23 protein-coding genes are annotated in these 21,722 nt (G+C 57.2%); all 23 read right to left on the bottom strand.

Annotation, left to right across the window (positions count from 1 at the left end):
* Positions 1-33 precede the first annotated feature (33 nt).
* The 23 genes from VGP75_RS06165 to VGP75_RS06055 all read right to left on the bottom strand — a co-directional run bounded on the left by VGP75_RS06165 (position 34) and on the right by VGP75_RS06055 (position 21,572).
* The gene (locus VGP75_RS06165; protein ID WP_327542816.1) at positions 34-1,725 is read right to left on the bottom strand and encodes a hypothetical protein; all 1,692 of its coding nucleotides are present in this window, start codon (positions 1,723-1,725) and stop codon (positions 34-36) included.
* Positions 1,722-2,225 carry a hypothetical protein gene (locus VGP75_RS06160; RefSeq protein WP_327542815.1) on the bottom strand — a complete coding sequence of 168 codons (504 nt, stop codon included), beginning with the start codon at positions 2,223-2,225 and terminating at the stop codon, positions 1,722-1,724. Before VGP75_RS06160 ends, VGP75_RS06165 begins: the two co-directional genes overlap by 4 nt.
* A gap of 28 nt (positions 2,226-2,253) precedes the next feature.
* Positions 2,254-3,312, bottom strand: coding sequence for a tail fiber domain-containing protein (locus VGP75_RS06155; RefSeq protein WP_327542814.1), 1,059 nt, complete (start codon positions 3,310-3,312; stop codon positions 2,254-2,256).
* 173 nt (positions 3,313-3,485) lie between these two features.
* On the bottom strand, positions 3,486-3,704 hold the full coding sequence (locus VGP75_RS06150; RefSeq protein WP_327542813.1) for a hypothetical protein: 219 nt from the start codon (positions 3,702-3,704) through the stop codon (positions 3,486-3,488).
* Positions 3,705-3,839: 135 nt separating this feature from the next.
* The gene (locus VGP75_RS06145) at positions 3,840-4,469 is read right to left on the bottom strand and encodes a YcbK family protein (RefSeq protein ID WP_327542812.1); all 630 of its coding nucleotides are present in this window, start codon (positions 4,467-4,469) and stop codon (positions 3,840-3,842) included.
* Entirely contained in the window at positions 4,466-4,726 is a 261-nt protein-coding gene (locus VGP75_RS06140; RefSeq protein WP_327542811.1) for a hypothetical protein, read from the bottom strand. Before VGP75_RS06140 ends, VGP75_RS06145 begins: the two co-directional genes overlap by 4 nt.
* Positions 4,727-4,748: 22 nt before the next feature.
* Positions 4,749-5,222 carry a hypothetical protein gene (locus VGP75_RS06135; protein ID WP_327542810.1) on the bottom strand — a complete coding sequence of 158 codons (474 nt, stop codon included), beginning with the start codon at positions 5,220-5,222 and terminating at the stop codon, positions 4,749-4,751.
* Positions 5,219-5,608 carry a hypothetical protein gene (locus VGP75_RS06130; protein ID WP_327542809.1) on the bottom strand — a complete coding sequence of 130 codons (390 nt, stop codon included), beginning with the start codon at positions 5,606-5,608 and terminating at the stop codon, positions 5,219-5,221. The genes VGP75_RS06135 and VGP75_RS06130 overlap by 4 nt, the downstream gene beginning before the upstream one ends.
* Positions 5,608-9,528 (bottom strand): hypothetical protein, encoded by a 3,921-nt coding sequence (locus tag VGP75_RS06125; RefSeq protein WP_327542808.1) that lies wholly within the window; start codon positions 9,526-9,528, stop codon positions 5,608-5,610. Before VGP75_RS06125 ends, VGP75_RS06130 begins: the two co-directional genes overlap by 1 nt.
* Positions 9,525-11,114 (bottom strand): hypothetical protein, encoded by a 1,590-nt coding sequence (locus VGP75_RS06120; RefSeq protein ID WP_327542807.1) that lies wholly within the window; start codon positions 11,112-11,114, stop codon positions 9,525-9,527. Before VGP75_RS06120 ends, VGP75_RS06125 begins: the two co-directional genes overlap by 4 nt.
* Positions 11,115-11,122: 8 nt before the next feature.
* Positions 11,123-11,788, bottom strand: a complete 666-nt coding sequence (locus VGP75_RS06115; protein WP_327542806.1) for a hypothetical protein — start codon at positions 11,786-11,788, stop codon at positions 11,123-11,125.
* A gap of 11 nt (positions 11,789-11,799) precedes the next feature.
* A complete protein-coding gene (locus VGP75_RS06110) occupies positions 11,800-12,525 on the bottom strand; it encodes a phage adaptor protein (RefSeq protein ID WP_327542805.1) in 726 nt (241 codons plus the stop codon).
* A gap of 39 nt (positions 12,526-12,564) precedes the next feature.
* Positions 12,565-12,987, bottom strand: a complete 423-nt coding sequence (locus VGP75_RS06105; RefSeq protein ID WP_327542804.1) for a hypothetical protein — start codon at positions 12,985-12,987, stop codon at positions 12,565-12,567.
* A gap of 69 nt (positions 12,988-13,056) precedes the next feature.
* Positions 13,057-13,497: a hypothetical protein gene (locus VGP75_RS06100; RefSeq protein WP_327542803.1), complete on the bottom strand. Its 441-nt coding sequence runs from the start codon at positions 13,495-13,497 to the stop codon at positions 13,057-13,059.
* 63 nt (positions 13,498-13,560) lie between these two features.
* Entirely contained in the window at positions 13,561-14,652 is a 1,092-nt protein-coding gene (locus tag VGP75_RS06095; protein WP_327542802.1) for a N4-gp56 family major capsid protein, read from the bottom strand.
* Positions 14,653-14,766: 114 nt separating this feature from the next.
* Complete coding sequence (locus VGP75_RS06090; protein WP_327542801.1) at positions 14,767-14,943, bottom strand: carbon storage regulator; 177 nt, start codon at positions 14,941-14,943, stop codon at positions 14,767-14,769.
* Between the two features lie 12 nt (positions 14,944-14,955).
* Positions 14,956-15,942 (bottom strand): hypothetical protein, encoded by a 987-nt coding sequence (locus VGP75_RS06085; RefSeq protein ID WP_327542800.1) that lies wholly within the window; start codon positions 15,940-15,942, stop codon positions 14,956-14,958.
* A gap of 81 nt (positions 15,943-16,023) precedes the next feature.
* A complete protein-coding gene (locus tag VGP75_RS06080; RefSeq protein ID WP_327542799.1) occupies positions 16,024-16,221 on the bottom strand; it encodes a hypothetical protein in 198 nt (65 codons plus the stop codon).
* Positions 16,221-18,527, bottom strand: coding sequence for a portal protein (locus VGP75_RS06075; protein ID WP_327542798.1), 2,307 nt, complete (start codon positions 18,525-18,527; stop codon positions 16,221-16,223). The genes VGP75_RS06080 and VGP75_RS06075 overlap by 1 nt, the downstream gene beginning before the upstream one ends.
* Positions 18,520-18,990, bottom strand: a complete 471-nt coding sequence (locus VGP75_RS06070) for a hypothetical protein (RefSeq protein ID WP_327542797.1) — start codon at positions 18,988-18,990, stop codon at positions 18,520-18,522. The genes VGP75_RS06075 and VGP75_RS06070 overlap by 8 nt, the downstream gene beginning before the upstream one ends.
* A complete protein-coding gene (locus VGP75_RS06065; protein ID WP_327542796.1) occupies positions 18,987-20,600 on the bottom strand; it encodes a terminase large subunit in 1,614 nt (537 codons plus the stop codon). The genes VGP75_RS06070 and VGP75_RS06065 overlap by 4 nt, the downstream gene beginning before the upstream one ends.
* Complete coding sequence (locus VGP75_RS06060; protein ID WP_327542795.1) at positions 20,600-21,160, bottom strand: terminase small subunit; 561 nt, start codon at positions 21,158-21,160, stop codon at positions 20,600-20,602. The genes VGP75_RS06065 and VGP75_RS06060 overlap by 1 nt, the downstream gene beginning before the upstream one ends.
* Before the next feature lie 154 nt (positions 21,161-21,314).
* Entirely contained in the window at positions 21,315-21,572 is a 258-nt protein-coding gene (locus VGP75_RS06055) for a hypothetical protein (protein WP_327542794.1), read from the bottom strand.
* Positions 21,573-21,722: the final 150 nt, after the last annotated feature.

Below are 21,722 nucleotides of genomic sequence, written 5' to 3'. Positions count from 1 at the left end.
TTGTTGGAACTATAGACACCACATATTGTGGTTCTAGTTGGCCAAGGTCGGCACCGGCTGTCCGTTTGATCCGCCAGTAAACCCACCAGCGCCAACACCACTGGCCGCACCTTGCTGGTTTGTCGGAACCAGGTCAGGGCGGACCTGCGTGATGCGCTCGATAACCAGCTCGTGACGTCGGGCCATTTCCTCACGGCCAATTGCATTGCCCTCAAGGTCCACGAATGATTTTTTATCGAACATTGCCTCCATCGCTTCATCGTATGCGTTTTGGAAGCTCTCGGCGTTAGCGATCCGCTGTGATGCCGCTGCCGTGACACGATCCTTCTGGTATTCAAACTGCGAGTCTGGAGATCCCCACCGGCTGATACCTCCTATGACTTCCTGCATCCCAAGATACTCTTGGTTCATGACTTCGCCGGTGTCTTTGTTGGTCAGGGACAGGATAGCACCCACGGCCTGCCCGTCTTGCTCGATCAGCTTTGTCTCCTTGGTGTTGACCTGCCACGGCCCATCTGGGTCAAATGACGATACCATGCGGTCAAGCGCAGTGGTGAAGGCCGCGCTGTCACCATAGCTGGCCGCCGCGACTGCACGGTTCATTTCAGTCATGCCGCGCTGCGTTTGCTGCTCATTCATGAACGTGCGGAACTCCATGGCTTTGGAAATGTCGCCTCTTTCAATGAGTGAGCGAATAAGCCGGTTTGCCTGCTGTTGCTGGAAGGCCATGCCATCTCTGACAGCGTTGTCCCGGGCGCGCTTGGGAATAGTCCGGATCTGGACCGCGCTTCCGTCGCCCATGTTGAAACTCATGGTCTCGGGGTTTTGTGCGGTCTGTCCTGGGCGGGCGTCGCGCGTCGATAGTGACTGCGGGAACTGCAACTCGGGGCCTGCCGCGCCTTGGCCAGCGGCGGTTGTGGGCCGCTCGCGTGGTGCGTCAGTGCCTGCGACTTCTGCACGCGCAGCGTCTGCCTGTACTGCAGCGGCCTCTGGATTGCCTTGCGTGATGTTGTCGCCCATGCTTCCGCGCGCGGACGTAATCCCCTGCTCTTCCCGCAGTCGTGCGGCTTCACGCGCTGATTCCTGCGCTTCACGCTCCATATTGCCAGCGTTAGACGTTGGAATGAGGTCTACTGGCTTTTCTCGCCCACCCTCAAGCAGCGATGCGCCACGTTCCAGATCAACAGCACCGACGACATGGCCAAGCGCTCTTCGGCCTGTGTTTCCGATTGTCTGCGCGACATCGCCAACTGCATTGACGCCATTGACGCCAGCATTCAGGACATTGCTTATCTTTTCAGCCCGCGCCGCCTGCGCTTCCAGAATATCGCGCTGCGCCTGTGGCAAGTTTGGGTCTGCAAGCATTGCCTGGCGTTCTGCAATAGCTGCCTGAATGGCCTCTCCGCGCGGGTTGCGTCCTGTGTTTTGGGGCGGGTTGGCGCTCTGAGATGGGTCTGCAGGCATTGTTTGGCCCGTGCCATTTGGCGCGCCCGGACGCGGCGCGAAGCTCTGATCAGCCCGTGGCGTCACTGGAATCGGCTGGTTTTGCGTTGCGGCAGAGAGAGCGGACATTTCAGTGCGCTGCTGATCGGGGCGGCGTGGCGGTGTCCTGCCTTGCACCCGAGACAGGTAGCGTTCAAGCTCTGCCGTCATTGTTGCTGGGTCAGTCCCGCTTGGGAATACCGCGATATTCCCATCAGGCATTTCAACTTCGATGTCGCTCATGCGAAGCTCCCTTCCGGGATAAGTGTCTGCCCGTCATACCTGAACCGCTTCGGCTGCCCACGGTTGGGCAACGCGCCAAGTGCTGATGTTTCGATCGGCATCGAGGCTGGTGTTGCTGGTGGTGGCGCCGGATTTGTGGGTTGCGGCTGCTCGGACGCCCCATAGCTGAGCGGCTGGTTCTGGACCAGCGGCATAATCGTATAGCCACTGCCGCCTTGGCCCCCATTTGCAGCCGGTTGCGCGCTGCCACTCGGCCCGTCCAGCAACACGTCAGACATAAGCGCAAGCTCTTCACTTGTATAGCGAGACTTGCCCGAATTGGACCCCGCACGTCGTGCGCGCTCCATGGCGAGCTTATGGCGCTCTTGGTCCATCTCGAACTTTTGCCCCTCTCGCTCGAAACGGGTGTCTTCCATTGCGCGTGTGCGCTTGTTGTTGTCCATGGTGTCGCGGATACCTGCCCCGCGCACCATGCCATTTACAAAACTGCCGATCGCCATGACTGGCCTCCTTTATGCGGTTGCGTAATTACGCAGTTGCGAGCTTGTCGACCTTGCCGGCCAACTCTTGAACCGCGCCCATTGTGACGCCCATAGCGTCGATAACGCTGATTTCCTTGCCGTTCCCGAGACCTGTGGCCTTCTTGAAGTCCTCGGCATAGGGCCCGACGTGGCGCTTGCCGCCGCCGTCACCCATGCCCTTCTTGTACTCCCATTCCTCGACCGGCATTTTCTTGATTGCATCAAGGGAGGACATGGCCTTGGTCTTGTTGGTCTTTGCGTCCTTCGAGGACATCATGGCAAAGCCTGCCGCGGTGCCCAGTCCTCCCGCAATGTCGCCAAGAAAGGCGTTTTGCGCGTTGTAGCCAGCCATCTGCTGATTGAACTGCGTGTTCAGCCCATTGATCATGCCCTGCTGGCCTGCCATGGCGGCGTTGGCACCGCCCATAATCGAGTTTCCAGCGCTGTTGATACCGTTGACCGCCGCGTTCATGCCTGTGGTACCCGCTGATGTGCCCATGCCCCTGCTTGTGGCAGGGTTGACGGCGAGACCAGCACCCATGTTGATTGCTGACGCGCGCAACTGGCGGCCAGTCGCTTCTGTGTTGCGACGGGCGGCGTTGGCGGCCCCTGCTGCACCAAGAGATTCCGTGGCCTGCATGCGGTTGGCGGAAGAACGTGACCGACCGGAACCCGGGCGAACACCCATGGAGGCTTCCTGACGCTGGGTCTGCTGGCGACCAAGCGCAAACTGCTGGCGCACATCGGCAACGGCCTCATCGGCGGCCATCGCTTTGCGTTCTGGGCTGTCATATGAGGTTGCTTCCGCAATCCAGTCGTCCTGTAGCGGAACAAAAGTGTCAGTGTAGCGCGACCGGTCCTCGGCGGCCCAGCCATCAGTAACCGCGGCTCTCTCCATCATCCAGCTTTGATACTCGCGGCCCATTTCGAGCTGTTGGTCGGCAATCTCACGTGCGTCTTTTTGCGCCTGCATGCCAATCTCGGCCTGCATAATAGCGGCTTTACCGATGTTCGGGTCTGGCTTCGGTGTTTTTGGTTTTCCGAAAATAAAGCTTAACAAGCCCATATCGTGTTCCTCAAAAGTAAAAAGTCGCTTGGCGATTGGAGCCCAATAGACCAGTTCAGTTTCGTGTATTGCGACCCGTAAAGCCGGCAACATCCACACTACTTATAGCGCATTTATTAAGCCATTGCACTACATGTTGTGTTTGTCGTTGGTCAGGGATACGTGGCCGCGCATCACTCTTTCCATCCAGCGTAAGCCGATAGTTGCACGATCAGCGCCAAGCCGGTCTTGCGTGCCTCGGCCATATCCTCACCCGCCAGTGCCTCGGCATGTGCTGCTGCCGTCGGTTTCAAGCGGTCAATCGCGGAGTTGGTCCGCCATGTCTCGCAACCGCTTAACGCGCTCAGCATCAGTGGCACCGCCACCAGTATCCGCACCGTTAATCCGCTCATGTGCGTCCACCTCGTCTTGCAGCCGCTGGTGCGCTACAGCTGCGCGCACATCGCTCTGCCACTTCGCATACAGCGCGGCAAAACCCGCCAAGAAGAGAGCGAACGCCACCACGTATTTCTTGGCCTTGATCCACACTACCGCGTCCTTTTCCAAAGCAGGTATCCGATGAACAATGCACCGGCGCTGACCGCGATAAGCTGCGCTGTTGGTGCCAACCGGCCAAGGATACCTTCTGCTGCTGGCAGATATTCCGCACCGGTCGCAACCAGCCCTGCCACACCCGCGCCTGCCGCCGCTTGCGCCTCGGTGTCGTCCTTGAGGCTTTCGGCCTGACGTGGCGGCTCTGTGGGCCATGCGGTCGCGGTGACGGGCCATGGTGTGCCCCAGCTACGCTCTGGGCCTGTGTCGATGTGCATGAAGCCAGACTTGATGTAATAGCCAAAGCCGGTAAACCCCACGGCCCGGGCCGCTGCCTCGAACGCATGCGGATCGTGGTTGTCCATGCGCACATCAAAGGCAATGCCGTCCATGTGCTTGCTGCTTTTCGCGCCACCGACGCGCTTGTTGTGCTCGGGGCTGCGGTAGGCCGATGTGATGATCACAGGCTTGCCCAGCCGATCCCGCAGGGCTTGCAGCCTGTCCATCGCGTCTGTGTCGATCAGTAGTTTGCCTGTGCCCTTGCAGGCGATCTCGCTGGGGCTGAATGACGGCCAGTGCCAGTCTTTCGGCGGCACGCGGCTGTAGTGCTCGTAATGCGTCTTCATTTGTCTTTGTCCTTCACCATGATGGCGTCGATCCGCCCGTTGATCGTCTGGAGCATCTGCAAAATCTGATCCAGCTGGGCCGCAGTCGCCTCGCGTTCCTCTTTGCGTGCGAGGTCACGTGCGTTGGCCTCGGCCCGCAGAACCGCAATATCGGTGCCATGAGAGCCTTGCGTCTTGTGAAGCATCCACAACCACACCACCGCTGGCACAATCAGGTACTGCATCACTGCGTCGAGTAGGGGGAGTGGATCGTTCATGTCGTGCCCTCATGCTGGGTAGTTAGAAATTACGCGGGTCATGTGCCCGGTGCTGATTGCGGCGCGACCGGCCAAACAACGTTGCGTGGATCTGCAAAAGAGTGGCGCTGGTCTCCGCAACGATCTGATCAATCTCGGAAGGGCTCTGTGCAAGGTGCGCCCGGTCGATGCCGGAAAGGCGGGCTGCCTCGATCGCCGCAGCTGCTCGGGTCCATGCGCCCGACATAAAAAGCCAGATCGTGGCAAGCTGAAACGCCGTGGGCGCAGTGATGCCGACCTCAGACGCAAGCATGGGGAAATCAGCCAGCGTGGCAGGCTCTGGATCGGCCAGGAGATACCGCCGCGCCTCTTCCTCCTTGCGCAAATACACCATGTCCTGCCCCGCAATAGGCGTGACAAAACGGCGGCGCACCTCGTCTGCTGTTGCGTTTATTTCGCTTGCGGCTCTACTCCGCTCGCGCGCCATGCGCGCTGCGCCATCGACAACGATCCTCATGCCACTGTGACCTCGCAGGTTGCCCCGATCCACGGGAATGGCGGGCGCAGCTCGACGCGCCAGACCCCGGCAAGCGGAAAGCTCAAAACCAGATCATCCGTTCCAACGACGCCTTGGCTGTCCCCCTCAATGAAAACCTCGGTACCTTCTGGCACATTTGGGATAGGCCAGTCTTGGTCCGGCTGTAGGGTGTGCGTGGCTGGAAGAGGCTGGCCAACATGAGGCCGCGAAACTGCAGCGTCATCGACAATATATTGCGTGAAATAATCGTAGTGGCCAGAAATAGCGGAGCAGCCCTCCGGCGTGTTCAACGCTGAGAGATCTTCCGACCCAGAAAGAATACTCATGATCGCGCCTGTGGCTTTTTCGTAGACAGTGTGATCCATTATTTCAGCCTCATGAGCGCGCTTGCGTTTCTGAAAAATATATCTGTTGCACCCTCGTTAAAGTTGGGCGAACTGTCTCTGGCTTGAAATAAAATAGTCTGCGTGCCACTCGTCGGGGTGAGAAGATACCCACGTGACACAACTCCGGATACACTCTGATCTCTAATCGGTTCTCTTTTTGATAGAAACACAGAGCCGTTGAATAAAACCCGCCAGTCGAAAATTGCGTTCCTATCACTGTCACCGGACGCTGTTCGATATTCAAAGTAAAAATCCGCAAATACTTGCTGCCCGTTGTTCCCGCTAAAAGACAAAGACATAAACGTATAATAGCTGCCCTTAGTTGGTAGGCGATATGTTGCAGCGGATTGCGTAAAAGCAGCAGTCGTGACCGAGTTGTCGCCAATCTTAAAGGTATTGACCTGCAAGTCTCCGATTTTGGCAGTCGTAATCGCAGCGGTGCCAATCTTGGCCGTCGTGATTGCCCCGTCGTCAATCTTGACATTCGTAATCGCAGCGTCGTCAATTTTGGCATTTGTAATGGCAGCGTTTTGAATCTTGGCGTTTGTGATCGCGCCGTTCGCAATCTTCGCACTGGAGATCGCCGCGCTTGCAATCTTCGCATTTGTGATCAGCCCACTCCCAATCTGGGCTGTCTGTGTGATGATGCCAGACGTTGCCAGAAGGCCGCCGGTGATCGTGTTCGCGACGATCTTGTCACCAGTGATCGTGTTTCCTGCAATTTTGGTTGCGGTAACAGATCCGGCCTCGATCTTTGCCGACGTGATTGCGTTTGCAGCGATCTTGTCAGACACGATAGCGCCTGTTGCGATTTTCTCTGCGCTGATTGCACCCGTGGCTATTTTTCCAGCCGTAACAGCGTTTGCGACAATCTTGTCTGCTGTAATAGAGCCATCGACAATCAACTCGCCTGAAACGGCGGGGCGCAAGAAGTTGTGATACCAGCGCATTGGTCCGCCGACGTTGCCATCTGCGTCGCGTGATACTCTCATGCGGAAGCGCGCATACACTGCGTTTGCGGGAGGTGTAATGATTGCCGAATATTTTTGCTCTAAGGTCGTGCCCCCAACAGTGTGCTCTTTGACCAAAGCATAGCGGATAGGCAAGCCTTTGTTCTGGTCGTAAAACAAGATTTGAGTTTGAGCCCTGCCGCTCATACCGCCGGAGTTCGTCCTAAAGACGCCACCCACGGCATAATCCCGCGTCGGGTCAATTTTGATATATTCGTTAGTATAGGCGAAATCAACAAACGCATATGCATCGCCGGTCGAAGTTGGACCTTCCCAACGCATTACTTTTTCGGCTGTCTCAGACGGACCTGCATCGCCTATAACAAAGTTACCGCCTAAAAACCAGCTATCTGGATCATCCAAACCCGGGTCCGGCAGCATATTTGACCTGTCCGAAATGAGCAGTTTTGACGCCCTTACAGAGCCATCGAGAAGAATGTCGTCTGCAGCGATCCTTGCGACCGAAACCGACCCTCCCACGCCATCGGCGGCGACAAGGTCGAGCAATGAAACAGATCCGCCTGCTTGCGCTTTAATCAAGTATCCTGCGCTCGCATTGCCTTCCAGCGTTGCAATGGCACTGCCTTGCTGGGTCACCGTTGATGAAACAGAGTCTATTGAAGCGTCCAAAGTTGTTGCGGAAGCCGCAATGGCTTGATTGGTTTCCGTGGCCGTAAGGTAGTTCTCAGTCACGCTGGCGCTGAGGCTTCCAAGGTCTGCTGTCAGTGATGTGATCTGCGAAGAAAGGGCTGTATCTTCACTGACGCGGGCAGCGGATTCGGTGTTCAAGTTTGCTTGCACGGTCCCGATCTGCGCTTGAAGCGAGGTGCTTTCCGAAGCGATGGCCGCATTTGTCTCGGCGCTGGTGAGATAGTCGGTGCTGAGGTTTGACGATACCCCTTCGATGGATGCTTGCAGGGCGGTTTGCGCCGTGGCGATGGCTGTGTCTGTGGCCGCGCGGGTGTAATAGTTGGTAGACAGGTCTGCGCTGACACTGCCTATCTCCGAAAACAGCGATGTGATAGACGTTGCCAACGCGGCATCTTCATTCGCTCGAACTACTGCCTCCGCTTGAATGGCGGTAGAAGCATTTTGGACTTCTGTGACATCTTCAACGACAATTGACGCGATCTGAACTTGCCCGGGTTCGTCGTTGTATCCAACGATGAGCATTGGGCGAATAAAGCGCACATTTTCATGCATAGTCTTTGGGCTCTCTGCGGTCGCAGCCCCAACATTGCCGTTTGGTGTTCCAAATCCTTTTGAATACCCAACAAAAGTTGTCCACTCAGTTCCCAGTGCCTGTCCTGAAGCAGCGTGATAGTGCTGACTGGAGTAGTTATCTAGGCCGCCTGCGTTACAAAACGTGACGCCATCAGCGGCCATACCCGTATAACCAAAGTACACACTCCCGCTTCCAGAAATTTGCCGTGCTACGACTGTCATTTTATACAACCGCGTACTGTCGAATGGGATCAGCCTTGAAGACGATGCCCAATATTCATCATTGCCGGAGTTGTTTCCGACATTGAGGACTCTTGACCCAACAGGTGAATCTGCGACTTCAATAACAGAAACTTCGCCCAACCCATTGCTGTGCTGCTCCCATGAGCTGATAGCGTCATTTGCCATCCAGCTTTCGGAAAATACTGATTGCGCAGAGAAGTTGGACAGCGTTGCGGAAAGCGTCGTAATGTCTGACGCCAGAACAGCATCAGCGTCTGCGCTGACAGTCTCGGCGTTTTGTATAGCCGCAGAAAGCGTGCTGTTGTTGCTTGTGACGGTGGCCGTAAGGTTCGTGATCTGCCCTGAAAGCGCGCTATCCGCATCAGCGCGCGCCAGTGCCTCATCGGTCACAGTTGCAGACACACCGTCGATTTCTGCTTCAAGGCTTGTCACTGCGGCAGACAAAGCTGCGTCCGCATCGGCACGGGTGTAATAACCCGTCAGAAGTGTTGATCGCACCTGCCCGGCTGGCGTCAGGATTGTTGCTTCAAGGCTTGATACGTCCGCGCTGATCGAAGAGTCGACTTCCGCTTTCGTATAGTAGCCAGCCAGCGCGGTTGCCTTAACTTGGCCGGTTGTTCCATCATAGACGGCGCTGATTTCTGATTGTACGTCAGTCAGGTCGCCAAGGAACGTTTGAAGATCGGCGTTAACTGTATTCAGTTCACCATTAATCGCGGTGATGCTTGTGTCGGTCGTGACTTGCAAGCTTGATATGCTGGCCGTCACCCCATCGAAGGCGTCGCTGATGGTGCCGGTAAATCCGGTCACAAGAGCATCATGATCGTCGCGCACAGATGCGGCGCGTACGTCCGCTGCGTCTGCGGCCGCTTGTGCCGCGGTAATATCGTTCAGAACAACATCGGCAATCTGCAATTTGCCGATTTTGCCTGCAATTTTAGCCGCTTCAACTTCGGCAATCTGTTCATTTGTAAGCTGGCCGGTAATGTCTACGGCTGGGACTGTCCGCTCCCAAACGCCTTGCGCGGTAAAGCGGTAGAGCTTGCTGTCCGTGGTCAGAAAGACCAGTCGGCCTGTGTAATTGTCCGAGATTGACATTGGCAGTTCATCGACAATCTCGGGCGCAGACAAGCCAGCATTCCGAAAGAGAGCGGCAGGATCCTCGAGGATGCCGCGAATGTCTTGGATTTCAGCATCAAAGAGCTGGCTAGCGCCCGCTGCTGCAACAAGCGCATCGAACTCTTCGCGGCGCACCGCATGTTGCCCAGAAGCTCCGCGCTGCCCTGCAAGGATAAGAGCCTGCTCAAGCGCGCGCCGGTCCAGCGGTCTGCCGTCTGCCTGCGGTCGCGGTCTTTGTGGCTCGGGCCCTGCAATCGGCGCCACCCCACCCCAGGCCGATCCTGCTTTCAGATCATCATTCATGGCACGCCCAATTCATCATATGATTGCGCCATCGAAATGCCAGTGATGGGGACGTATCCGATGATTTCGATTTGCCACTTTCTTGACTGAAAACCACTAGGCATGCGGACCGGCGCATTTAAGGTGTTAAACTCTCTTACCAGCACGCCGTCGGCATAAATCCGTGTCAAATTTGGCGTCTCGCCCGCTGGGATTGCCCCGATGGGGTCATCGGCCTCGACCAGAACACCTGAGTAACTGACTGGCGATACAAGCTGAAACAGTCGCGATCGCCATGTTTGTGGCTTGAGCTCTGCACCCGGCGCATCCCACCGGTGCACATTGCGCGCGGTCAAAAGCATGTAAAGCGCACCGGTTGATGCATCGCGGGTCATAGTGATTGGGGCTTCGTCGGTTTCGATGTAGTAAGGCTGCGCACCTGTAATGTCGAAGATGCCCATTTTCTGCACGGAATCGCCTGCTGGGGTGTGCGTAAAGAAGTATCGGCCTTCATATTGCTCAGCGTGGAAGCTGCTGGGCGAAAGCGCTTTCCATTGTTCTGTGGTAAAAAGGTTGCGGGACACAAGGTCGGCACTGCCGCCAGTGATCATCACAAGCCCTTCTGATGACGGGTAAACCGCGGCATATCCCATGTCGACGATCCCGCGCTTTGCCACACATGGCAGGTCGCGCTCCATCTTTTCCATGATCATGTTTTCGGGCGCGGTGCCCTGCGCGACATATGGCGTCGCGGTTGTCAGTATAGCGAGTGTAGTGCCGAAACCGGCCAAGCCGACCACATCGCGGTCAATAGTCAGGCGGTATTTTTCCGGCCATGCATGCGGCTTGAAAGGCTCGCAGAACAGGACTTTCTTGCCATCGAATGCAGCCATCATGCCGTTCGGCAGCGAAATCAGGCCGGCCATTGTGCTGGGTGGCGCGTCATAGTCTGCAGAAGGCAGCACTTCCTGCAACGGCTCTTCAACAAGGTCATGCACATAGCTAGTTGTGGCGATGGGCTGCTCGGACACGAAATAAAGGTCAGTGATGCCTGACGCGCTTGTCTGTGAGCGATATATCCGGATGCGATTGATGCCACGGCCTGACTGCGGTGGCGAAAAGTCCGATACAGTGACATTGAGCCCCGCTGACCAGAGTATTGCATTGCTGACGGGTGACGGCGCGCTTTCCTCGTCGAATATCGTCACGAAGGTGTAGGCGTATGTGATGAACTGCGCGATCGTGTCGTCTGGCTCGCCACTCATGACGACAGTGGGCGCAAGCACAGGCGCATTGAGTGCCAATGGATAGTTTGTGCCGTTGACGTTCATGCTTGGGGCACCGTTGCCAGTGATATAGAGGCGATCATCTGCAACGGGGCCGGGCACGACGTCGACATCGTTGGGAAAGGAAAACCATACCCCTTTGTGCAGAAAGATCGACGCGGCATCAGCGTTTAGCGTTGTCGTCAAGGCGGCTTCACGCACAGGCGCAATACTGCCATCGTCGAGGCGCGTGTTCTGTGCCAACTGTGCATATTCCATCGGCAGCAGGCGCGGATGCCTGCGTGGGATTTCGCCTTTGAAGTCTGCAATGCGGATTTTCATGCTTCACCTCAAAAATCGTGGTACTTCGTGCGGCGCCGCGCACGGTGTTGACCTGTGATGTTGGCGGTGAAATGGGTTTCCATTGCGTCTGTGGCCTTTTGGCCCCACATCATAGCGGCCTGGGGGTTGGCCCAAGGCTTGTTGGGTTGCACCAACAGGCGTGACAGCGCGCCAGCGGCGATTGCCTCGGCGTGCATGGTGTAAATGAACTCTGGAACAACGTCATAAGCATCGCTGACCATGCCATCGAAGTCTTCGATCATTTCTGAACCGTTGACCGGCTTTAGAAACAAGGAAAGCGACAGCTTGCCTTCTCGATATGGCAACACGCGCACCTTATTGTACTCGGCTTGCGTGATGTACTGCGGTGTCGCACCTGCGGTTTCAGCAAACGCGGCCTCGTCAACGTGAGAATACTGCAAAGGCTCTAGCGCTATTTCGTCGTCGAAGGTCGCACTTTCGATTTTGTGGATTGCGGCATACGGAGGCGCTGTCAAAGCCTTGCCGTCCTTGTTTAGCGTGACGTTTGAAATGTGGCGCCAGCACAAAGTGCGCTCGCAAAACTCAATGGCTGCGATGCGCAAATTGAAAGTTGCTACAAAATCTGAGCACCCAGGCGCATGCGGCAACACCAGAGGGAGGAACTTCCGTAGGTGGATCAGGGTGCTGGACATGGGATGCTATATTACCCGTTGCTAACCGTGCCCATGGGCGCGACAGTTTCACCAGAAACAAGACGTTCGGCAGCAAATTTGAGCCCAAGAGAATTGGCGAACTGGCTGTAATGCACGCCGGCTCGCTGAGCGATACCTGCAATTGATGCATCTTTGGAAAACGCGCGATACAACATGTAGTCGATTATTGCATTGCGGTAGATGTCAGAAATATCAACCTCGGACGTGTAGCTCGATACCATAAGGGTATCGGTTTCGGGTGCTGGCACCAACGTTGGCATGACGGCGCAGATTGCCTCAACAACACCTGTTCCATCATTCCCTGGAACCACATAGTAGGCGGCCATGTCACTGATGTCGTCGATGAAGTGAACCACGTTTTTGGTGTATGGCATCACGGCATTATCCATCCAGCCGGAGATTTGCATATCCATGACTTCACGTTCGACTTTAGTGATTACGCGTCCACCACCACGGCCAGTTGCCGATTCAGCATTTGTTGCCAAATTCCGAGTCAGGCGAAAAAGAGCAAAGTGACCTTCTGGCAGCGTTTGGTAAGCACCCTGCTGCAAGTCGAGCTCAACTGTTTTTGCTACGGCATTTGGTTTCAGCACTGCGATTTCGCGTAGCGCGTCATTTAGCCATGTATGCAGCTCTACCGCGGTCCAGCGGACTGCGGTGGCGTCATTCAAGACCGTCTGGACTGAAAGCATTACACTTGCTGCGGTAAAAGCCATGGTGGTTGTCCTTTGTTACGAGCATAAGCCCGTTGGTTGCTACTCTTCTTGCATCGCAGCGCGGATGCGCTCGATGATTGTTTCGCGCTTGAGCGCGTGGTGGGGCTTCTTGCCGACGGCCTGCTCGAAAATTCTTGCCAGCTCGTCATCAGGCAGTTCTTCCAGCGCGGTGATGTTATCGTCGTCATCGTCAGACTTCTGCGGGGCTGGTGTCGGCTCGGGAGTGGTGTCCTGCTTGACCGGCTCTTGGACGGGTGCGGGCGCAGGTTTTGGCGCTGGTGGGGCTTGGGTTGCCTTGCCTGCAATGACGAACGTGTCGATCGCAAGGAACCGCTTGGCGTGATCCGGATCATCGACGTTGCACACATGTGCGTCAGTCTTGGCTGGCTTGAAATGGTATTTGACGCCTTCGATGGTGTGAATTGATCCACCGGCGCGCTTGGTTGTGTGTTCGATCAGCATGGCTTCCTCCGTGATCTGGGGTGATCCGCGCGCAAGCCTGAACCCGCGCGCGGCTTTGACCTCGCCCGATTAGGCGATGTAGTCGATTTTCAGCGTCAGCTTCTTGGCTGCGCCTTCTGCGACGTTGCCTGCCAGTACGGCACCGATTGCGCGGTGTTCACCGTAGGGCGCGACAGTCAGGCAATTGGCCAGTGTGGCGTCGTTTTCCGCGTCGTTGACGCTAACAGCGTCAAAGATCTGGTCGCCAACTGAGCGTTCGGCCTGTGTATCGCCCGGTGCGCCGGTCATGATGCCGATGTCGGCAGTTGTTTCGCCAAGGCCCGCGCCAATAACGGTTGCGCCGACAATCTGCGTGTCAGCGGGAAGCAAGCCCAGCTCGATCACGTCGGTTGCAGCCGTGTACGCGGCGTTGAAGGTGTGTTCAAAGATCGCAGAAGTGACGATACCGGCCTGATATGCCGATGGTGTCGCTGCCTGCCCCTTTGCTGCTTTGGTCTGATGAATTGTCATGGGACAAGTCCTTCTCTCAGGGGGTTGGGGTTGAAACGGCCCTTAGTGGGCCGCTCCGTTGGGTCAGACGACCTCTGCGTATGTGTCGAGGGCGATGGAGCCGAAGTCGCGCCCGTTGAAGCGGGTCTTCTTCACGCCCATGATCAGACCAGCAACGACAGTGGGCTCGTTGTCATAGTCTTCCATTTCTTCCTTCCACATGTAGCGCATGCCGCCGGGTGTACCGTAGGCAACGACACCGGCTTGACGGCCAAGGAAGAGCGCGCGAGCTGCGGGCAGGTCGGAACCTGTGCCGTAGTCATCGAAGCGGATCACGTTCTCATGCTCATGAAGCACGACGTTGTTGATCATGCCCATGTTGCCCTTGAAGATGGGCGACTTGCGGCCTTCGGCACCAGCTGCGGCCTTTTGGAAGTCTAGCCACTTGGATCCGGAAGCAGTCCGCATGGTGTGCGCCTGATATGGCGACATCACGGTGACAAAGTGCTTTTCGCCTTCAACGTCGACCGGCATCATGTCGGTGGCGTCTGTGTCCTTGGCCCGGATCATCTTGGCGTGCGTTGCAGCCTTTTCGATCAGGTCCGTGGTCATCACGTCTGCGGAAGACAGGTCAGCCTTGCCGGTTGCATCGCCACCAAAGAGGATGTGGGCGTTGTCTGGTGCTTGCAGTGCATTGGTTGCAAAGCCAGCATAGTCGGACGGCTCAATGAACTCTTCGTTCATGCCGCGCGCACCGGAGAGATACATGAAGTATGTCTCGTCGATGTACTGGGTCCAGTATTCGGCCAAGCGATCTTTGGCGATCTTGCGCATGTCGTGCAGCGTGCGCTTGCGGCTCATGCGGCCACCGGCAGATACAGGGTGGCGCATCTGGTCGATCACAACTTCATCAGAGAAGAACTTGAGGTTTTCTTCCTTGCCCTTCACGCGCGCATCGCCAAACGTCGGGCGTTGCTTGAGCTTCACGGACAAATCGAAGGAAACGCGATCACCCGCGTCGGACGAAAGGTCCATTTTCTCTTCAATGATGTTATTTTCGCCCTTACCCACGAACTTCTTCGTGAAGTAGGAATTGCGGTTCACTTGGGTGGCGAGTGTTGCCGCCCAACGCTTTACCGCGCTGGGGTGTCCCCATGGTAGGATGGTCTGTGTCATGGTCAGTCCTCATCGACTTAAAAAGCGAGGCGGACTTCCATGCCCTGGTTGAAACGGCTCCCAGCCGTCAATGTGCATTTAATACCACATGTTGTGGTCGTTTGCCAAGATAGTCTATATCTTGTGTTTTTCTTGTTGCGATTGGGCCGATGGCACCCGCGCGATGTTGATTTCACGCGGGGCATCAATCCCGACTGTCAGGCGTCCACGCGATGCGTCGTCCTTGACCACAAGCAGGATCTGGTCCCCTATTTTGAGGCTGTCACCGGCCTTGAGCTTGAGTGTGAGCATCGCGCGGTCCCCTTATACGTCCATGCTGGCGAAGGCTTCCGCCTCTTCTGGCGACATGCTGCCCAGGATGCGTTCGTATTCGGCGGCGTCGGCGTTCTCCAACCGCTGTGCGATAGATGAATACTTGCCATCCGAGACGGAAACTGCAGCGGCGTTGGGCACGTTTGCCAGTGTACGTGGTGCCTTGTCGCCCGGGCGGGCCCGCTTCTTGGGTGTTTCCTGCTGCGTATCGGTTGGCGCTTCTTCCGTCTTGCGTGCGGATTTTGGCGCTGGCACCGTGACACCCAGCACGTCGGCTTCTGCTGCGTAGAGCTTGTGGGCTGCTTCGAGCATCTGGCGGTGCGTCATGTGCTGATACTGGGGGCTTCCGGTCACGGCGCGCACGTGGCGATCGTAGGCCTCGGCGTGCTCTGGTGTGGCCAGATCGGGGTTTTCACCAAAATAGCCCTTCGCGGTGTTGATGAACGACGTGTAGACTGCTTGTTCTTGCGATTCCGCGACTGCGCGGCGCGAAACGGCTTGTTTTGTCGCGTCATCCGTCTCTTTCAACTTGGACAGATACTCTTCGCGCGTCAGGTCGCCGTCTTCCCATGCGTCAAAGGCTGCTACCTTGGCGGCTTCGAGGGCTTCGATCTCGGCGTCGATGGATGCAATGTCAGTGCCTTGTGTGCCGGTGATTTCAGCGGCATCGTCTGCGGCGTCGTCGTCGCTGGCTTCCTGAGCTGCGGGTTCGCCTTGATCGTCCCCTTTGTCAGCCGCATCCGCATCGTCCTCCTGCGCTGTGTCGTCACCGTCCTCGTCGTCAAACAGGGCTGCGCGCTCTTCATCGCTCAGAAGGCGCAGATCCTCTTCGGACCAGTCGTCGTCACCTGCGGGCTCTTCGGCCTGTGGTGCGGCGTCATCGGCGGCCTTCGCTTCTTCTTCGGTTTGGCTTGCATCGACCGTTTGCGCGGTGTCTTCGATGTCTGCCTCGATCTTCGTTTGGTTCTCAGTTGGCATGGGGTTCCCTCCTTGTGCCGATGGTGGGCCTGAAATCAGGCGTGAGATGTCAGTGTCTCACTGCAAGAATTTGCAGTGACGTCACTCCTTGGATGCGGTGAAGGCGGCGGCGGCTTGGGCATGCACCCATCCGTCGCGCCAGTTGGCGTGATCCCAAGGCCAATCCTCGGGATCGTTGGTCTTTTTGTCGGGGTCGTGCGGGTTTGCTGTGACCGGCTGCCCTGCTTTGAAGGCGGCCTGACCTTGCCAGAACGGGGTATTGCACTTGCTGTCCGACATCAGATGACTTCCCCGTCCATTGGCATTGCCTGCTGGGGTTGCTGCTGCTGGGCCTCGGCCATCGCTTGTTCTTCGGCTGCGATGGCCTGCTCTTGCTCTGCCATAGCCTGCTGCTCCGCCTGTGCGGCCGCGCGCGCCTCGTCCTGCGGCGACTGATAGCCAGACCGGTTCAGCACATTGTCCACGACAGGCATGGCGGGCTGTGAGGCCAGCATTTGCAGGGCCAGCTCAAGCGCATCTTTCTGCGTCTTGATGTTCTCCCCAGGCATGCCTTTGAGCACCTTGAGGGCGTCTGCCTTGGCTTTCTCGGCGCGGGCCATCTTTTCGGCGGCCTCGCCTTCCAGCTTGGCAAGGTTGGCTTGTGCCGCCCTGCCCTGCATTTCCTGCGATGCAAGTTTTGCCTGTTCGCGCTTTTCGCGCTCTGGATCAGGCGCGTTTGGATCGGCGTCGGGGTCTTCCATGCCTGTGATCTGGCGAATGCGGTTTACCACCTCGTCGCCGCTTGGCAGGTCCATCATTTCGACAATGAGGTCGAGAAGAACCATCACAATATCGGGCGCAACTGGGCCAACCTGTGTCAGAAGCTCCATGAACTGCTGCACCGCGGCTTGGCGCAGGCTGGCATTCCATGCGTCCTCGCTGATGATGTAATCGGCCTTGGACTGCACGATGTCATTCTCGGGCATGCCGTCGTTGACTGTGACCCAATCGGGTGAGCCCCGCCGGTTAGTGATCCGGAACTGCTTTTCCTCCGTCATGAACTGCTCAATCAGGCTGAGGGTCTTTTCCCCGTGGATCTGACGGGCGTAGCGCAGGTTATCGAAGATCGCGGCAGTGGACATTGCGCCCTGCTCTTGGCGCGCGTTAATTGCCCTGCCTGATGTGGCGTTGGTGGTTCGCCCCATGCTTTCGTCAGTGATGCCTGATAGCGTCTGCACCATGGACATAGACAGGTTCATGATGTCGATATGCGCGGATGCCAGATCACGGTCGGCGTTCAGCTCCAGCCGCTTTCCCGGGTTTGCGACGATGATCGCGTCAGGTCGTCCGACCTCTTCCTCGAACTCGTCCATGTCATCGACGGCGCCCTTGTCCATGATGACTTTGTTGCTGTTGATGATCGCCAGCGCCTTGGACAGACGCTTGTTGATGTCCTTTTGCGCGCTGATCATGCCGCGAATGATGCCGTATGGCGTGCTGTCTTTGGCCTTGCGGTATCCCCAGATCGGCGTGAACGGGTATTTGTTGTGTCGATACGGGCTTGGCGACATCCAAAGCACGCCGGTCAGCGTCATAACCATCACGTAGACACGCTGTGTCAGGCGCGGGCGGACTTCTGCCATGCCGCTGCTTACGGATACTTGGTGGCCAAGGCTTTCAGGGTCGTAAATCTCGCCCGTGAACTCTCCGCCTGCCATGCGCTGTTCCATGGTGGGGATTTTGAACCATGCTTCGATCAGGCGCACACGGTCGCGGGTATAGCTGCCGTGCTCGATGCTGTTGTACTGCTGTGCGGCCTGTTCTGAGGCGTATTCTTGGCTGTCCATGGGTTCATCGCCATGACGGTCAAGGAAAGCGCCCCATTCGGCGTGGCTGGATGTGCTGGCCTCCACGATTCCCTTGCGATCTGGGAACATGGCGCACGCGGTATCGACATCGACCCACTTGGTGCGGAAGATGAAGCGCGCGTCTGACAGGTCTTGTTCGCTTGCGGCGGTGTCGTAGATGATGTTGCGCCAGCTCTCGTAGCGCTCATAGACCGGCTCGCCCTCGGTGTCGTCCTGAATGCCGCTTTCGATCCATCCGATGCCGACCTTGGTGGCGTCTGCGAATGAGCGTGAGATATGGAACTCGGTCTTGTTCACGTCTCCCAGATACTTGAGCAGGTGGCTTTTCTTCTCCGCGCTGGCCAATGCCTGCTTGTTGCGTGGCAGGATCTTGTAGTCTGTGCGCGTGCGGCGCTCTGTGCCCAGCACCCAGTTGATGCTTTGGGCAATGACGTTGTAGGTCAGCGGCTCTTGTCCGCGCTTCTCAAGGATCGCCAGTGCCTCTTGTTCCCACTGGTCGTGGTCATAGAAGGCTTCATCCTTCTCCATGAGGCGGCGTGACGGGCCCTGCACTTCCAACTCGCGCAGGTAGTGGCCGATCATGCGGTCGTGCAGCTCTTTGGCAAAGCCACTGTCTATGTCCGAGCGCACGGCCTTTGGCACATCGCCCAGCAATGACGATGACGGGACTTTCACGCGGTCTTCTGGCCGCTGGTTGGGTTTGACCTTGGTTTCGATCTGGTTTGGCGGGTTATCCATGATCACGGACCTCTTTGTGCGTCTCTGCGCCTGTGGTGTTGTTGGTGATGATCACGTCGGCCACGACTTCATGGTGGTCGCGCGGGCGCGGTGGCGTGCTCAAAAGGTCGCCAAGATGGTCGCGCACGATGCCCAGTATCTTGGTGATGTTGTTGAGGTTGTTCGGGTTGAACCCAAGGTTCGCGCAGAAGAGTGCTGCGTTGATCACGATGTCGCCTTCGTCGCCGGTCTCTTCGGCCCATGCGAAAGCGCGGGACAGCGGGATGACGCAGGGGACGATGCGGTCATGGCTGATCTTGTCCACGCGCGGCGTCAGGACCATGGCCGCTTCGCCGCTGTTCTGGTTCCAAGTGAGGAAGACCAGGACATCGCCGCGCTTGTAGACCGCATGCGAGATGCGCAGGTCATAGGGTGCCTTGTACTCGGCGGCGTCATTGTCGATCGTTGTTGTGTGTGCGTTCATACCCACATGCCTCCTGCTGGACGGTTGCGACGTCGCGGTCGCGTTGGGCCGCTGATGATGGATGGATCGTAGCCTTGGGCCCACTGGCGCAATGCGTCGGCTGCTTCGGAATGGCCTTCGAGCTTCTCTGGCTCATGGCTCCAGACGCCCAGTCGGGCGTTCCATTTCTTGCGGTAGAGCGAAAGGTGTTCGAGACCCTCGCGGCACCCCTCTTCATCGAACCAAGCCTCTTGAAACTTGCCCCGCATGAGGTCGATGCCGTGTTGGATGGTCTGGACGCGCGGGACGATGGTGAACGTCCAGTCTGGGGCAAGCTCGCGGAGCATTTCGACAGGTGCGCCGACCTTATGCGCCATCTGACGTGTCTGATCCGCGTCATGCGGGAGGTGATGGACACCGAAGACCCAGCCGGTTTCGCGCATGATGTTGACGTAGTGGGCGTATCCCTCGCCCCAGCCCTCGATGTAGCGCAGGAATCGGTGCTGCGTGCCAACCTGCTGCATCAACCATATGCCTGTGCCATCTCCGGCGCCGATGTCCCAGAATGTGTGGACAAGGCTCTGTGTGACCGGCTGGATGCGGGTTATGCGGCCTTCGATGCGTGCGCGGGCCAGCTGCGGGGCAAGGAATGTGCCTTCGGTAGACTTCTGCCAGCATTCATCGCTGGTGGATGGCATTTCCTGCCACATTTTCTCGCCGTCACCGGCAAAGTCGTTCTCGCGCTTGGACACATACCATGCGCGCTGTGGTAATGTGATCTTGCAGCCTGCGTTGGCCTCGATCTCGTCAAAATACTGGTGATCGACTGGCGCAACGGGAACGACGTCAGGGTTGGCCGTGTATCCGGGATCGCGCCACCATGGGAAGAAGTGAAACTTCCATTCGCTTTTGGCCAGCTTTTCGCCACCCTTGCTTTGCGCGATGGCTTCGGCTCGTGTGGCCATGTTGTAGAACTCGCCGGATCGGCCCTCGGCTGTGCTTTCAATGATTGCGATGCCTGTCTTCGGCACGGCTGGCAGCGAGCCTGTGACGATCTCCTTGGCCTTCTCTGGGAACTTGGCCCCGAGCTTCCCCAGCTCCGATACGTGCAGCCTGTGGATCGTGCCTGATCGCATTGACGTGGCCACGCGGATCGCGCTGTTGTTGTGATCAAAGTGCAGTGTGGATGCTGTCTCGGACTTGATCGGGAACTTGGCGCGGATCGCGTCAGGCAGGTTGTGATAGGCAAACCGTACCTTGTCGCGGAAGATCACTGTGGCGTCGTCAAGCGTGTGGGCGATGATACCAACACGTTGATCGGCCACGAATAGAGCATGATCGAGCCAAAGAATTGCAATGACCGTAGTGAAGCCCAATTGGCGGGCTTTAAGGATAATGTTGCGGTAGTGCATGTTCTCGATGAACTGCGCCTGCGCTGAATTGGGGATAAACGGCATGACCGCACCGGCGTCGTCTACGTCGTCATCGGCCTTGGTCATGATCTTGTAGAGCTTGCCCGAGAAGATGCGCCATCTCCACGACTTGAGAGCAAGGTGCAGCTCTGCCTCCGTCTGCGGCACAAACGTCTCGTCGATGTCGTCGAGCTCAGGGAATGTGGCGCGGGCGTTCATCAATCATCTGTCTCGCGCGTAGAAACAGGCGTTGGCTGCGCGCCCTTGATTGCCTCAAGAAACTCACTGATGCTGTCAGCCGTCTGCTGTGCGGCCTGATCCTGCGCATAGAGCGCAAGGTTCTTTGCCAGCTTGTCCAGTGCGCTGTTCTTGTCCCAGAACTTGATCTTGTGAACGTACTCGACCTCGCGTTCGCCTGATTGGTCTTCCGTGGTCAGGTGCTTGGTGACGACCTCTACGGACGCAACGGCAGCTGCTGTGGCGTCATCAAGGTCTGTGACGTGCAGCAATCCGCCATTAGGTCCGAAGAGCTTGCGAATGTCAGACGTGCCAACACGGGCCAATTCTTGCAGCACACGCGAGGCTTCGATCTGGGTGGCTTCGACTGCTGGGGCTGTCAGCTCTGCGACGCGAGCAACAATGTTATCATTTGTGTTCAGGCGTGATGCGTTGTGCCGGTTTGGTTTGTAACCGGCTGCTTTGTACGCAGCGTCCGCAGACAAGCCTTTGGCGATGCCCTGTGCGAATGCTTCATGCTTGATGTTCTTTAGGACGCCCATTCGCTGCCTCACATACCATATATTGCGCTTTTGCAGTCAATACCTGCACCAATATACTATATGTTGTGCCATTGCGAAAGGTTTACATACGGGCAAAGAAAAACCCGCCTCGCGGTTAAGCGGGCGGGTTCTACTCAAAACCTGTCATTTGGTGTCAGCCTGGTTTCAATTCCCGAACCGGTGCGGGGACGATTTCAAGCCCTTTGATGCCGTCAGGGCAAAGATGGTCGCGGTATGTTCCAATCACTTCCAGCGTCACCTCTGCCTGCGCACGATACATCAAGAAGCCAAATTGGGCCGCTCCGGTCCACATGGGACAATTGCCGTCCATGCGGCATAGCGTGTCATAGTCACCAAAGCGATTGTAGGTGCGGCGGATCATGAAGAGCTGCGTCATGTCGTTCTGGCTCATGCTGTTACATCTACCATGCCTGCGAGTGGCGAGAAGATCATCTGGGGCTCATGCGGTGTTTCGCAATGGTCGGGGCTGTCCCATGCCTCGATGAAGTCTGCCAGCCAGTTTACAATGCCGAAGTCGGCAAGCTCGTGATGCGTTGTCGCG

It is taken from the genome of Yoonia sp., assembly GCF_036007805.1.
In the GTDB taxonomy this organism is placed as follows: Bacteria; Pseudomonadota; Alphaproteobacteria; order Rhodobacterales; family Rhodobacteraceae; genus Yoonia.
This window is presented reverse-complemented; position numbering and strand designations above follow the sequence as displayed.